Source organism: Paracoccus lutimaris, assembly GCF_003337565.1.
Taxonomy (GTDB): Bacteria; Pseudomonadota; Alphaproteobacteria; order Rhodobacterales; family Rhodobacteraceae; genus Paracoccus; species Paracoccus lutimaris.
Genome location: NZ_QPJL01000041.1, coordinates 1 through 13,185, shown reverse-complemented (window position 1 = coordinate 13,185; position 13,185 = coordinate 1). Strand labels below are relative to the sequence as shown.

General features: G+C 64.5%; 11 protein-coding genes and 1 pseudogene. 8 read left to right on the top strand and 4 right to left on the bottom strand.

Annotated elements, in window-relative coordinates:
- Window positions 1-91: 91 nt before the first annotated feature.
- Both DFP89_RS18810 and DFP89_RS18805 read right to left on the bottom strand, forming a co-directional pair.
- A complete protein-coding gene (locus tag DFP89_RS18810) occupies window positions 92-853 on the bottom strand; it encodes an SDR family NAD(P)-dependent oxidoreductase (RefSeq protein ID WP_114350865.1) in 762 nt (253 codons plus the stop codon).
- 28 nt (window positions 854-881) lie between these two features.
- Complete coding sequence (locus DFP89_RS18805) at window positions 882-2,024, bottom strand: fumarylacetoacetate hydrolase family protein (RefSeq protein WP_114350864.1); 1,143 nt, start codon at window positions 2,022-2,024, stop codon at window positions 882-884.
- Between the two features lie 250 nt (window positions 2,025-2,274).
- Here DFP89_RS18805 and DFP89_RS18800 point away from each other — a divergent pair, with 250 nt between their 5' ends.
- The 8 genes from DFP89_RS18800 (at window position 2,275) to DFP89_RS18765 (ending at window position 11,435) form a co-directional block, all read left to right on the top strand.
- Complete coding sequence (locus DFP89_RS18800; protein WP_114350863.1) at window positions 2,275-3,756, top strand: aldehyde dehydrogenase family protein; 1,482 nt, start codon at window positions 2,275-2,277, stop codon at window positions 3,754-3,756.
- A gap of 3 nt (window positions 3,757-3,759) precedes the next feature.
- Window positions 3,760-5,265, top strand: coding sequence for a xylulokinase (xylB, locus tag DFP89_RS18795; protein ID WP_114350862.1), 1,506 nt, complete (start codon window positions 3,760-3,762; stop codon window positions 5,263-5,265).
- A gap of 18 nt (window positions 5,266-5,283) precedes the next feature.
- On the top strand, window positions 5,284-5,955 hold the full coding sequence (locus DFP89_RS18790) for an HAD family hydrolase (RefSeq protein ID WP_114350861.1): 672 nt from the start codon (window positions 5,284-5,286) through the stop codon (window positions 5,953-5,955).
- Between the two features lie 9 nt (window positions 5,956-5,964).
- On the top strand, window positions 5,965-6,804 hold the full coding sequence (locus DFP89_RS18785; RefSeq protein ID WP_114350860.1) for a MurR/RpiR family transcriptional regulator: 840 nt from the start codon (window positions 5,965-5,967) through the stop codon (window positions 6,802-6,804).
- A 35-nt stretch (window positions 6,805-6,839) separates the two neighbouring features.
- Entirely contained in the window at window positions 6,840-7,547 is a 708-nt protein-coding gene (gene rpiA, locus DFP89_RS18780) for a ribose 5-phosphate isomerase A (RefSeq protein WP_114350859.1), read from the top strand.
- A 218-nt stretch (window positions 7,548-7,765) separates the two neighbouring features.
- A complete protein-coding gene (locus DFP89_RS18775) occupies window positions 7,766-8,848 on the top strand; it encodes a sugar ABC transporter substrate-binding protein (protein WP_114350858.1) in 1,083 nt (360 codons plus the stop codon).
- Between the two features lie 60 nt (window positions 8,849-8,908).
- The gene (locus tag DFP89_RS18770; RefSeq protein ID WP_114350857.1) at window positions 8,909-10,417 is read left to right on the top strand and encodes a sugar ABC transporter ATP-binding protein; all 1,509 of its coding nucleotides are present in this window, start codon (window positions 8,909-8,911) and stop codon (window positions 10,415-10,417) included.
- Between the two features lie 25 nt (window positions 10,418-10,442).
- Window positions 10,443-11,435 carry an ABC transporter permease gene (locus DFP89_RS18765; protein ID WP_114350856.1) on the top strand — a complete coding sequence of 331 codons (993 nt, stop codon included), beginning with the start codon at window positions 10,443-10,445 and terminating at the stop codon, window positions 11,433-11,435.
- A 118-nt stretch (window positions 11,436-11,553) separates the two neighbouring features.
- On the opposite strand, the pseudogene DFP89_RS18760 reads toward DFP89_RS18765, so the two are convergent.
- Together DFP89_RS18760 and DFP89_RS18755 are read right to left on the bottom strand one after the other, a co-directional pair.
- Window positions 11,554-11,706: pseudogene (locus DFP89_RS18760) on the bottom strand (transposase); the annotation flags it as partial.
- 316 nt (window positions 11,707-12,022) lie between these two features.
- Window positions 12,023-12,994, bottom strand: a complete 972-nt coding sequence (locus DFP89_RS18755; RefSeq protein ID WP_147273356.1) for a site-specific integrase — start codon at window positions 12,992-12,994, stop codon at window positions 12,023-12,025.
- Between the last annotated feature and the right edge of the window lie 191 nt (window positions 12,995-13,185).

Here is a 13,185-nt window from a genome sequence, read left to right as displayed (position 1 = left end):
CGCTATGACAGATCCGCCAAGACCTTCCTATCCGCCGTCGCCCTCGCCGCAACAGTCATGTTCTGGCTGTGAAGATCAATGAGTCTGGAGCCTAGATGCAGGTATAGCCGGCATCCGCGTTGATGATCGCGCCGGTCAGCAGGCTCGAGGCATCCGAGGCCAGAAACTGCACCACCGAAGCAATCTCATGCGTCTGGCCCATCCGTCCCGCCGGGGTCATCTCAAGCCAGCGCGACACCAACCCCGGCTTGCTTTCCAGATCCTTCAGCAGCGGCGTCTCGATATAGGTGGGCGCCACCGCGTTCACCCGCACGCCGCGCTTGGCCCATTCGACGGCCAGCGATTTCGTCAGGTGATGCACCCCGGCCTTCGAGGCGTTGTAATGGCATTGCGGCTGCGGCACGTTCACGATCTCGGCCGACATCGAGCCGATATTGATGATCGCGCCGCGCCCGGCCTTCAGCATCTCGCGCCCGAACCCCCGGCAGGTGCGGAAAACGCCGGTCAGGTTCACCCCGATCACCCGGTCCCATTCGGCATCGGTCATCTCTTCTGCGGGGGTATTGACGGCGATTCCGGCATTGCAGACCAGAATGTCCAGCGGCGGCAGGGCGGCCGCCAGCGCGTCGATGGCGGCGCTGTCCGTCACGTCCAGCGCCTCGGCCCGCGCGGCAAAGCCCCTGGCGGTCAGGTCGCGGGCGGTCGCCTCGGCGCGCTCGCGCAGGATGTCGGTGCAGATCACTTCGGCCCCGGTCGCGGCCAGCGCCTCGGCGATCGCGGCACCGATTCCCTGCCCGGCGCCGGTGACCAGCGCCAGCTTGCCCGTCAGATCCTGTTTCGCCTTGTAATCCATCGCTCTCCCTTTCTTCAGCCCTGCGCGCTTACAACAGGCCGCGCCCGGCCAGATTACGCGCCAGCGCGCGAATGCCATAGGTCCAAGGCGCAGCCTCGTCCGAATGGACGACGGTATTGCGCAGCGTACCCAGAAGCGGGGTCGATATCTCGACCACATCGCCTTGCTTGTGGGTAAAGCCCGAACCCTTTTCGGCCCGGTCCTGGGTCGGCGCGAACATCGTGCCCAGAAACAGCATGAACCCGTCGGGATACTGATGCGAGGCATTCATCGTCTGCGCCACCAGATCGGCGGGCTTGCGGCTGATCTCGGCCATGTTCGAGCGGCCCGACATCTGGAACCCGTCGGTGCCGGTCACCGCCATGGCCAGCGTCGCGGTCTCGATATCGGCCAGCGTGAAGGCACCGTCGAACAGGCGGATGAACGGCCCAATGGCGCACGAGGCATTGTTGTCCTTGGCCTTTCCAAGCAGCAAGGCGGACCGGCCCTCGACATCGCGCAGGTTGACGTCATTGCCCAGCGTCGCGCCCCGGATATGGCCAAGGCTGTCGACGGCCAGCACCACCTCGGGTTCGGGGTTGCTCCAGGCCGAGATGCGGTTCACGCCGACCTGCGCGGCGTAACCCACCGCCGACATCGGCTGCGATTTGGTAAAGACCTCGGCGTCCGGGCCGATGCCCACCTCAAGATACTGCGACCACAGCCCTTCGCCGATCAGCGCCGCCTTGACCTCGGCCGCCTTGGCCGAGCCTGCGCGGATCTTCGACAGGCTGCCGCCAATGAGCGCGCCGATGCGCTGGCGCAGTTCGTCGGCGCGGGCCGGGTCGCCCGATGTGCGCTCATCGATCACCCGCTCGACCATGCTTTGGGCAAAGGTGACGCCGCAGGCCTTCAGCGCCTGAAAGTCGCAGGGCGCCAGCAGGCAAGGCCGGTCGGCGTGATAGCCCATAGCCGCCGGGTCCAGCACCAAATCGGAGGGCGCGCCGATATCCTCGCCCTGCAAGGCATCAAAACGGGTCGCCGGATCATCATCCAGAAAATCCGCCATCGACACCACCTTGTCCGTGACATCGATCAGGCGAGCATCGCGCAGGATGACGACGCAGGGACCTATACCCGGGCGCCAGACACGGCCGACGAGCTTCGCGGTTTCGGGGGCGTTCGGCAACATGGACTTGTCTCCTGATTGCATAGTTTAACTACATTCATACGTCACATCGGGTCAAGATGAAGTTTTTGATGCCCAGGGGGAAGGCCGGATATCCATGCCATAATTTTGCATTAAACATATCATAATCATTGTCATAATCGCAGATCTCGTGATGGGTTGGCAGCCGCGAACTTGTCGCTTGCCAAAAAGTAGTAATTCTATATTTTGACGATATGGCAAGTTTCACAAAAGGCAGGCGGCAGAGGCGCAGATGGCAGATCAGACCTTGACCCAATCGATTGCAGCGCTGGATGGCATGCTGTTCATCGACGGCGCTTTCCGGGCCGGGCAAGGCACGCGCCTGCCGGTCGAAAACCCCGCCACCGGCGAGGTCATCGGCCATATCGCCGCCGCGACGGGCGCTGAGGTCGAGGCCGCCGTTCAGGCCGCCCGCCGCGCCTTTCGCCCCTGGGCCGCGCAATTGCCCAAGACCCGCGCCGTCGCCCTGCACCGGCTGGGCGATCTGATCGCGGCGGATGCCGATGCCATGGCCCGGATCATGACCGCCGAACAGGGCAAGCCCGTGAACGAGGCGCGGGGCGAGATCCTCAAGCTGGCCGAGGCCTGCCATTTCTACGCCGAAGAGGCGACCCGCGTGCATGGCGAGATCATCCCCAATGACCAGCCCGGCTTTCAAAGCCTGGTGGTGCGCGAACCGATCGGCGTTGTCGGCGCAATCACGCCCTGGAACTATCCGGCAGAGCTGGTGGGCTGGAAGCTCTGCGCCAGCCTCGCCGCCGGCTGCACCATCATCATCAAGCCGGCCGAGCTGACCCCCTTTACCGCGCTGGCCATTGCCGCGAAATGTCAGGCCGCCGGCATTCCGGCGGGCGTCGTCAACGTGCTCACCGGCAAGGGATCGCAGGTCGGGCAGGCGCTGGTCGAGCATCCGCAGGTTGACAAGATCGCCTTTACCGGCTCCAGCGCGGTCGGGCTGCACATCCAGCAAAGCTGCCCGCAGGTGAAGCGCCTGTCGCTGGAGCTGGGCGGCAATTGCCCGATGATCGTGACCGCCAGCGCCGATATCGCGGCGGCGGTCAAGGGTGCGGCGCGGCGCAGCTTCCGCAATTGCGGCCAGATCTGCATCGCGATCAACCGCATCTATGTCGATCGCTCGGTCTATGGCGAGTTTCTTGCCGGGCTGGGCCGCGCGGCGGAGGCGCTGAGCGTCGCGAACGGGCTGACCGATCCCGCCGCAGATCTGGGCGCCATGGCCTCAGCCGAGCCGCTGGAGAAGACCCGCGCCCATCTTCGGGACGCGCTGGACAAGGGCGCGCGGCTGATCGCCGGCGGCAAGGCGCCCGAGGGCGCGGACTATGCCAAGGGGCATTTCTTCCGCCCGACGGTTCTGGCCGATTGCACCCATGAGATGCTGGTGATGCGTGAGGAAACCTTTGGCCCCCTCGTCGGGGTCGCGCCCTATGACGATCTGGCCGAGGCCGTGCGGCTGGCCAATGACACGCCCTACGGACTGGCGTCCTATGTCTATGCCCGCGATCTGACCGATATCCAGACGCTGTCGGCGGGGCTCGATTACGGCAATGTCGCCATCAACACCGTCGATGCCGGGATCATGAACGCCCCCTATGGCGGCCGCAAGCAAAGCGGTGTCGGCTATGAACACGGGCGCGAGGGGCTGCTGGAATATTTCAACTTCAAGCATGTCCGGCTGCATCACGGCGTGGGGGGCTAGGCCATGCAGGCGCTGCTGGGCATCGATATCGGCACCTCGGGCTGCAAGGCCTTGCTGATCGGCACGGATGGCGCGGTGATCGCGGCCGAGACCGCGACCTATCCGCTGTCCCAGCCCCGCCCCGGCTGGACCGAGCAGGACCCGGAACTGTGGATCAACGGCGCGCGTCAGGCCGTGGCCAGGGCGGTGGCCCGCGCGCCTGCTGTGGAAATCCTCTGCATCGGGCTTTCGGGGCAGATGCACGGGCTGACGCCCTTGGGCGCGGATCATCGGGTGCTGCGCCCGGCGATCCTGTGGAACGACCAGCGCAACGGCGCCGAATGCGCGGCAATCACCGAGGCGGCGGGCGGGCTGGAGGGCTTGCTGGCCGCCACCAACAACCGCATGCTGATCGGCTATACCGGCGGCAAGATCCTGTGGATGCAGGGGCACGAACCGGACCTGTTCGCGCGCATGACCCTGATGTTGAACCCCAAGGACTACCTGCGCCTGCGCCTGACCGGCGAGGTGGCGAGCGAGGTCTCGGATGCCTCGGGGACCGGGCTTTTCGACGTGCGCCGCCGGCAATGGGCGACGGGGCTGATCGAAACGGCAGGCATCGACCCCGACCTGCTGCCGCCGGTTTTTGAATCGCAACAGATCACCGGCCGGGTCTCGGCTGCGGGGGCATCGCTGTTTGGTCTGCCCAAGGGCGTGCCGGTCGCGGGCGGCGGCGGCGACAGCGTGATCCAGACCATCGGCTCGGGCGTGATCGGCCCCGGTGAATTGCAGACCACCATCGGCACGGCGGGGATTCTGGCCGCCGCGCTGGATGCGCCGCAGGATAACCCGGACGGCAAGTTGCAGGTGTTCTGCAATGTCGCCGCCGACAAATGGCATTGCATGGGCGTGTCGCTGAACGCCGGCGGCGCCATGGGCTGGTATCGCGACACGCTTTGCGCCGACGCGCCATCTTTCGAGACCCTCGCCGCCGAGGCCGCCGAAAGCCCGGCCGGGGCACGCGGATTGCTGTTCCTGCCCTATCTGAACGGCGAACGCTGCCCGCATCCGGATCCCAGCGCGCGCGGAGCCTTCATCGGCCTGACCGCCCGCCACCGCCGCGCCGATCTGACTCGCGCGCTAATGGAGGGCGTCGTGCATGCCTTTGCCGACATGCATGCGCTGATGCGGCCGATGGGGATCGACGGGCGGGTCATCAAGGCCTCGGGCGGAGGGGCGCGGTCAGCGCTGTGGCGCCAGATTCAGGCCGACATGTTCGGCTGCGACGTGGTGACGACCGAGGGTGCCGCCGAAGGCGCGGCCTTCGGCGCGGCGCTGGTCGCCGGGCTGGCGGTCGGCGTCTGGCCGGATGCGGCAACGGCGGCGCAAAGCTGTCGCGCCCTGACGCGCGAGCGGCCCGACCCGCAGACCGCCGCCGTCCACACCCGCGCCCATGCCATCTATCGCGGACTTTACCCGGCGCTCAGCGACAGTTTCGCCGCCCTGAACGATGCCCTTTTTGACCGCTAACCGCAGGAGATCGCCCCGATGCCCGCCCTTTCCGCGATCATCTTCGACCTTGACGGCACGCTGATCGACAGCGCGCCCGACATCGCCGCGGCGCTGAGCGCGGGCTTTGCCGCCAATGGCTGGCCGGCGCTGGACCCGCGCCATGTCGAGCGTTTCACCGGCAAGGGTCCCCGGCGGCTGATCACGGACCTGCTGGACGATCTGGGCATCCCCTATGACAACGCCGCGGTCGAGCGCGCCTTTCAGGTTTATCTGCGGGCCTATCTGGACGATCCGGCGGGGCGCACGCGGTTCTATGACCATGTGCTTGAGGATCTGCAGGCCATGCGTGCGGCGGGGTTGCGGCTGGGAATCTGCACCAACAAGAACAACGCGGTCACCCGCAGCGTTCTGGACCAGCTTGGCCTGACCGGGTTTTTCGATGCCGCCATCGGCGCCGATGCGGTCCCGGCCTGCAAGCCGGATGCCGGTCATCTGCTGGCCGTGGCCGATGCGATGGGGCTGGCGCCGGGAAGCTGGGTCTATGTCGGCGACACCAATATCGACCGCGCCACCGCCGAGGCCGCAGGCGTGCCCTTCTATGTCGTGCCCTGGGGCAGCGGCCCCGCTGTCAGTGTCGCGCCGGGCCATCGGTTGACCCGTCTGGGCGATCTGTTGCAGCAGGGGCGGAATGCCACCGCCGCCGGATAGGAGAGCGCCATGACCGTCAGCCTGCTGCAAAGGATCCTGCAAGAGCGCGAGGACATGCGCCCCGCCGAACGTCGCGTGGCCGATTATGTCGGTGCCGCGCCCTCGGAGGTGATCCATATGAGCATGGCGAAACTCTCCGAGATCTGCTCGGTCAGCGATCCGACCATCGTGCGGTTCTGCCGTCGCTTCGGCTTCGAGGGCTATCAGGACTTCAAGCTCAATCTGGCGCAAAGCCTCGTGCCCTCGGCGCCCTTTGCCTATGAGCAGATCACGCCGCAGGACGGCATCGACAATATCGTACGCAAGACCTGCCGCAATTCGCTGAATGCCGTGCAGCGTCTGGCCGAGGATCTGCGCCCAGACGAGGTGGCCGAGGGCGCGCGGCTGTTGCAGGCGGCCAGCTGGACCGGGATCTATGCCACCGGCATTTCCGAGGTGAACGCACTGGATGCCGAACACAAGTTCCAGCGTCTGGGCATGCGCTGTCAGGCGCTTCTGGGCAAGCAGAGGCAATGGATGCATGCCGAGGGCGCGCGTCCGGGCGAGGTCACGCTGATCTTTTCGCAATCGGGCCATACCAAGCAGATGGTCGAGATCGCCATTGCGTCGCGCGCGGGCGGGGCGCGGGTGGTCGCGGTCGCGGCGGGCGACAGCCCTTTGGCGCGAGTGTCGGACGTGGTGATCGCGGTCAGGCCCTATGACCAGACCGAGCTGATGACGCCCCTCGCCTCGCGGCTGAACCACCATCTGGTCACCAATATGCTGGTGACCGCCATCGCCATCGCCAGCGGCAGCGAATTCCCCGACCAGTTGCCGGCGCTGGACAGCTGGCAGACCGACAAGATCTGAAACCCGCGCGGGACGCGCAGCACAGGAGCACAAGCATGAGCCAGCAGGACGAAGCCAAGAAAGTGGCGGGCCGTCGCGTGATCGCCGATTTCATCCATGACGGGATGAAGCTTGGCCTTGGCTCGGGCACGACCTCGCATTTCTTCGTGCGCGAACTGGGCAAGCATGTCGCGGGCGGGCTGCGGCTGACCTGCACCACCACCTCGCGCTCGACCAATGACGTGGCGCGCGAGGTCGGCATCGAGATCACCGACCCCAACGAGATCGGCGAACTGGACCTGACCGTTGATGGCCCCGACGAGATCGACCACCGCTTTGCCATGATCAAGGGCGGCGGCGCCTGCCTGCTTTGGGAAAAGATCATCGCGCACGCGTCAAAGCAGATGATCTGCATCTGCGACGAGACCAAGATCGTCGAGCGTCTGGGCAGCTTTCCCCTGCCGGTCGAGGTGGTGCAATTCGCCTGGAAACAGACCGAGCGCATGGTGGCCGGCGCCTTGGCCCGCCATGGCATCAAGGGGGCGACGATCACCCGGCGCATGCGTGACGGCCAGCCGGTGGTGACGGACAGCGGCAATTTCATCCTTGATTGCCATTGCGGCCCGGTGATCGCCGATCCCGCGCCGCTGGAGATCGCGCTGAACCAGATCCCCGGCGTGGTCGAAAACGGGTTGTTCACCCGCGAGGCCGCCGGAATGGTGGTCGGCTGCTTTGACGGCACGTCCTATGTGAAGATGCGTTGATCTAGTAAAACTTTTTACACGACAGTCGAGCAGCCTGCGCCGAGGAGTTTCCGCGCAGGCCGGCCTCTGTTCCGTATTTGCCCAAAAACTAATGAATATAATAGAGAAAATTTCGTGCTCTCGGATCGGAATCCAGCGAGCGGGCCTTCAAACTTATTGACCGAATCATTGCGTATCTAGTAATACTACATTCAGAAACAGCATCTGGGAGGGATGTCATGATTGAACGGGTGGGCGTAAGCCGTCGCAGCCTTCTGGCCGGGGGCGCGGCGCTTGGACTGGGGGCGATGATGGGGCCGGGCGCATTCGCGCAGGCGGGCCTGTCGATCCCCTATTCGAACAAAAGTCTGGATTACTATTTCTTCGTCATCCAGGAAGAGGCGGTCAAACGCGCCGTGGCCGCCGCCAGCGGCAAGTTTCAGGCCACGAATGCGAATTTCGACAATACCCGCCAGCTGGAACAATGGCAGAGCCTGCTTTTGTCGCAGCCCTCGGCGCTGATCTCGGACCCGATCGACAGCCAGGCCATCGTCTCGGCGATCCGGCGCTATAATCAAAAGGGCATTCCGGTCGGCATCATCGACACCCCCGCCGATGGCGGCGATGTGGCGATCACCGTCAGCTTCGACAACTTTCAGGGCGGGGTGATGGCCGCCGAGCAGATCATCGAACGGCTGGTCAAGAAGCATGGCAGCCCCAAGGGCGTGGTGCTGAACTGCTTTGGCGCGCTGGCCTCGGTCGCGTGGCGGCTGCGGAAAGAGGGCATGGATTCGGTCTTTGCCAAATACCCCGAGATCACCTATCTGGCCCGCCCGACCGAGGGGCAGCTGGAACAGATGCTGGCGGTGACCCTGTCCACGCTGTCGGAATATCCCGATCTGGACGCGGTACATGCGCCCTCGGATTCGCCCTCGCGCGGGATCGTCACGGCCTTGCAGCAAAAGGACCGCTGGAAAAAGGTCGGCGAGGAAGGTCACGTCATCTTCGTCAATATCGACGGCGAGCCGGTGGCGCTGAAATGGATCCAGGAGGGTTATATGGATGCCTGCGTGTCCCAAGACCCCATCGCTTACGGCGAAATCGCGGTCGAGCTGATCGTCAAGCACGCGCTGAAAGGCGAGGCCGTGCCGCTGGGCACCTATGAGAACAAGAAATACTTCTGGGAAAAGGGTGAGATCGTCGCCGGCAATACCGGCCCGACGCTGATCATTCCGGCCTTTGTCATCAATGGCGACAATGCCGCCGATGCCCGCCATTGGGGCGCCGTCGCCGAAAAGGAATGGGGCATCCCCTATAGCTGACCTCTGGTGCCGGGGCGGGCCTCACCCGCCCCGGCCATCGCAACCCTGCCGAGGTGCAAGATGACGATACATGAGCGGCGCGATCTGGCCGCGACCGATGCCATCCTGCAGGTCGAGGATGTGACCAAGACCTATGGCGCCGTGCAGGCATTGCGCGGCGTCACGCTGTCGATCCGGCGCGGGGCCATCCACGGGCTGCTGGGCGAGAACGGCGCCGGCAAATCGACGCTGGTCGGCATCATCTCGGGCCAGCGCACGCCCTCGTCGGGGCGGATCACCATGGACGGGCGGGTGCTGGATCATGTCGACGTCAAGTCGATGGAGGAAGCGGGCGTCTTTCTGGTCACGCAAGAGCCGATGATCATCGACAACATGACGGCGGCGGAAAACCTGATGCTGGGCATCTGGCCGGCCCGGCGCGGCTTTGTCGACTGGAAGGCGCTGCGTGCCGACGCCGCGCGCATGCTTGCGGGCTCGGGTATCGACGCGGGCGCGCTGGCCGGGCGGCTGGACGCGGTGGCGCGGCGCAAGCTGAACATCCTGCGGGCGATGTTCTCGGGTGGCAAGGTCATCATTCTGGACGAGCCGACCGCCGCCCTGACCGTCGCCGACCGCAAGCTCTTGTTCGATTTCATGCGCCGTCTGAAATCCGAGGGCGTCACCTTCATCTTCATCTCGCATTACAATGACGAGATTCTGGAAATCTGCGATGCGGTCTCGGTGCTGCGTGACGGCAATCTGGCCGGCGGCTCGGATGACGTCGCCGCGATGAGTTCCGAGCAACTGACCGAACTGGTGCTGGGGCGGGGACTGAAGCTGTTCCAGCGCCAGCGCCGCGACCATGCCGGCAAGGCGCCCGCCGTCGCCCTGCGCGAGCTGCGCGGCCAGCACCTGGCGCTGCCGGCGCTGGACATCGCCCCGGGCGAGATCGTCGGCTTCACCGGCCTGCCGGGTGCGGGGGCCAAGGAACTGGCGCGGGCCATCTTTGGCCTTTACCCCGCGCGGGGGCGGATCACGCTGAACGGCACTGAGCGCGACTTGCCGGGCAGCCCGCGCGCCGCCTTTGACGCCGGTATCGCCTATCTGTCGGACGACCGTCGCCGCGACGGCGCGGTGGGGCAGATGTCTATCGGCCAGAATATCGCCATGTCCTCGCTGCCGGCGCGGATGCGGATGGGCTTCATCGACCGCGCGGCCGAGGCGGCCGTCGTCGCGCGCTATTTCGGCGCCATGGATGTCAAGGCGCCGGGGCCGGAATACGCGGTCGACACGCTCAGCGGCGGCAACCAGCAAAAGGTCTGTCTGGGCCGGGTGCTGGCCACCGATCCGCGCCTGCTGATCGTGGACGAGCCGACGCGCGGCATCGATGTGGGCGTCAAGCAGGACGTGTTGCGCATCATCGACGAACTGAGCAGCCGCGGCGTTTCGGTCATCATCGTCTCGACCGATACCGATGAGCTGGTGCGCGCCGTGGACCGCGTCTGCGTTTTCGAGAATGGCGCCATCAAGGAAACCCTGACGGGCGACAATATCACCGTCGAGCGGCTGCGTGCCTCGGTACAGGCATGACGCGCGCACGCATAAGGAATCTGCCATGAACGCCATCGCCAAAGAGGCCTCCGGCCAAACCGCCGGAAAGTTCAACCGCCATGCCATGCTGGGCTGGGTGCTGCACAATGTCGTCTGGATCTGGCTGATCGCGCTGGTGGCGATCTTTGGCACCTTCAACGATTTCTTCCTGACCGTCTTCAACCTGCAGAACGTGATGGTGCAGGCGACCGTGCTGGGCATGCTGGGCCTTGCCGTAGCCCTGCCGCTGCTGGTGGCCGAGATCGACCTGTCGATCCCCGCCAATGCCGGGTTTTCGGCGGCGGTGGGGGCGCTGGCCTATTCCGATCTGGGCTTGCCGTGGTTTCTCGCCATGCTGGTCGGGCTGGCGGTCGGCACCCTGATCGGGTTTTTCAACGGCATCTGCATCACCCGGCTGAAGATGGTCTCGCTGATCGAGACGCTGTCGATGATGATCATCCTGCAAGGCGCACTGCTGGCGCTGACGCAGGGCAAGACGCTGACCAACCTGTCGGATGGCTATGTCTGGATCGGGCAGGCCACGATCGGCGGCTGGCCGATCATGCCGGTGGTGTTTCTGGCCGCGCTGGTGGTGATCGGAGTGATGCTGCAGCGCACGGTTCTGGGGCGCTCGATCTATGCGGTGGGCGGCAATCCGGTCGCCTCGAACTCGGCCGGGATCCGGGTCGAACGGGTCAAGGTCATCACCTATACCATTTCGGGTTTTCTGGCGGCGCTGGCCGGTTTCCTGCTGGCAAGCTGGCAGATGGCGATCACCTCGAACCAGGGCTCCAGCTATCTGCTTTACGCGATCGCCGCGCCGATCATCGGCGGCGTCAGCGTCTTTGGCGGGCGCGGCAATGTGCGCGGCGTCCTGGGGGGCGTGTTGCTCTTGACGGTCATTCAGGTCGGGCTGGCGATCATCAACGTGCCCTCGTTCTATGTCGGCATGATCGGCGGGGTGATGATCTTTATCGCCGTGGCCATCGACGCCTTCCGCGTGCGGTATTTCGGCTGAGTTGCAGCGCAAATGAACGCCTGATGGCATTCCCCCGACGGGGAATGCCTGATCGCGGGATCGGACCGGACATTTTCCTCTGAACCCGCGCATGACCCTGCGCAATGGCGCCGGCTATGTCACTCCACCGCTTCCATCTGTTGTAGAGCGTCTTTGGCGGGCCATACTCACGAGGCGCGTCGCACCACAGCAAGCCATTGCGATTGATGAATATTATCCTGCTCAGCACCCGCTGATCATCGACCCGCGGCTTGCCATGGCTCTTCGGCAAGACCCTTGCCCGCTATGTCCGGGCGCTTCGGGACGGGGTGAAGTTCAACTCCAAGCCGGTCATCTGGCGGGACAGCGACAATCCCGACAGCCCACCCCTAGTTATCGACGGCTGGCACCGCATCAAGGCATGCGAGAAGGTCGCACCCAATCGCAAGATCAACTGCGCCATGTTCATCGGGACACGGCATGAGGCCCTGCGCATGACGCTCGAAACCAATGGGCGGCACGGTTTGCCTCAGACTGGTGAGGAGCGGACCAACAGTGCTTGGAAGCTGGTCAGAGAGGTGCCGCCCGCAGGCGCAGAGCATGCTTTCTCAAAGCAGGAGATTGCCAAGCTGACCGGCACCAGCAAGGGCACCGTGGACAATATGCGAAAGCGGTGGATCATCTTGAAGGCTGACAGGTTTCGCACCGTGACCGGGGACTGGTATCGGGATCGCAAGGACAACTGGACGCCCCCCGACAACGAGGAAACCGCCCGACTGGCAGCAGAGGCGACAGCCGCCATGCATCAGGTGTGCCTCGATTATCAACTGCTGATCCAGCAAGACGCTCTGCTGGACGCTATCGCGGATGTGGAATGAGTTTTTCGCAGTCTTGATCCCGGTCTTTTCCAGATAGCCCGAGAAGAACCTGGTCACGTTGTGCGAGTAATAGCCCTTGGCCCCAACCCGCAGATCGGGGAACAGGCGGTCTTCGGGGCTTGATACGCGACGACGATCAGCGACGAAGGACAGGAGGCCCAGCGATTTCAACTGATCATGGATCGGGACCTTGCGCCGGGCATATGCGGTCTTCACACGCTTGCCTTCGATGTCGTCAATGACATGCAGATAGGCCACGCCATTTTCGTCCTTGATGTCGGACAGCAATAGCTGGCCCAATTCGTTGGATCTGGCACCTGACCACAGACCCAACAGGGGCAACCAGAACCGCCAATCGCCATTCATGACCACATTGCCGGGTTCATGCCTGAAACGTGCCGAACGGCAGGACCGCCAGACCGGACTGCCGAACAGCTTTCCCAGTTCCTCTGGGGTCAGGGGGTCGCGCTTGTCCTTGGCGTGGATGGGATCCTTGAGCCTCAGACCATTAACAGGATTGGTGACCGTGCCGACCGTATTCCTTTCGGCCCAGTGAAAGAACGAGCCGATCCGCTGCAATGCCTTGTTGTAATTGGTGATGGACATGGGGGCCATGCCCAGTGCCTCGGCTTTGGCGGCAGCATCGGCATAGGACAGCCCCCGCAGAACCTTGGACTTGGCGACGTTCGGGGGCAGCTTCATCAGCACCGCCTTGGCGCGAAGGCCATCCGCCTTGCCGTATTGGGTCACGGGCCTGTCACCTGCGATTTCAGCAAAGACCCCCAGCCAATGCTGTGAGAGATATGCTCGAAAGTTGGTGACGCTTGATCAGGCGGCAGCTTGAATGTGGCGGACGCCGTCGCGGAACTCAACCCCGCTGATGACCTCTGGCA

Excerpts from the sequence above, each read along its gene's own strand:
- rpiA (WP_114350859.1), top strand. The coding sequence starts at position 6,840 with ATGAGCCAGCAGGACGAAGCCAAGAAAGTGGCGGGCCGTCGCGTGATC.
- xylB (WP_114350862.1), top strand. The coding sequence starts at position 3,760 with ATGCAGGCGCTGCTGGGCATCGATATCGGCACCTCGGGCTGCAAGGCC.
- DFP89_RS18755 (WP_147273356.1), bottom strand. The coding sequence starts at position 12,994 with ATGAAGCTGCCCCCGAACGTCGCCAAGTCCAAGGTTCTGCGGGGGCTG.
- DFP89_RS18765 (WP_114350856.1), top strand. The coding sequence starts at position 10,443 with ATGAACGCCATCGCCAAAGAGGCCTCCGGCCAAACCGCCGGAAAGTTC.
- DFP89_RS18805 (WP_114350864.1), bottom strand. The coding sequence starts at position 2,024 with ATGTTGCCGAACGCCCCCGAAACCGCGAAGCTCGTCGGCCGTGTCTGG.
- DFP89_RS18770 (WP_114350857.1), top strand. The coding sequence starts at position 8,909 with ATGACGATACATGAGCGGCGCGATCTGGCCGCGACCGATGCCATCCTG.
- DFP89_RS18790 (WP_114350861.1), top strand. The coding sequence starts at position 5,284 with ATGCCCGCCCTTTCCGCGATCATCTTCGACCTTGACGGCACGCTGATC.
- DFP89_RS18810 (WP_114350865.1), bottom strand. The coding sequence starts at position 853 with ATGGATTACAAGGCGAAACAGGATCTGACGGGCAAGCTGGCGCTGGTC.
- DFP89_RS18775 (WP_114350858.1), top strand. The coding sequence starts at position 7,766 with ATGATTGAACGGGTGGGCGTAAGCCGTCGCAGCCTTCTGGCCGGGGGC.
- DFP89_RS18785 (WP_114350860.1), top strand. The coding sequence starts at position 5,965 with ATGACCGTCAGCCTGCTGCAAAGGATCCTGCAAGAGCGCGAGGACATG.
- DFP89_RS18800 (WP_114350863.1), top strand. The coding sequence starts at position 2,275 with ATGGCAGATCAGACCTTGACCCAATCGATTGCAGCGCTGGATGGCATG.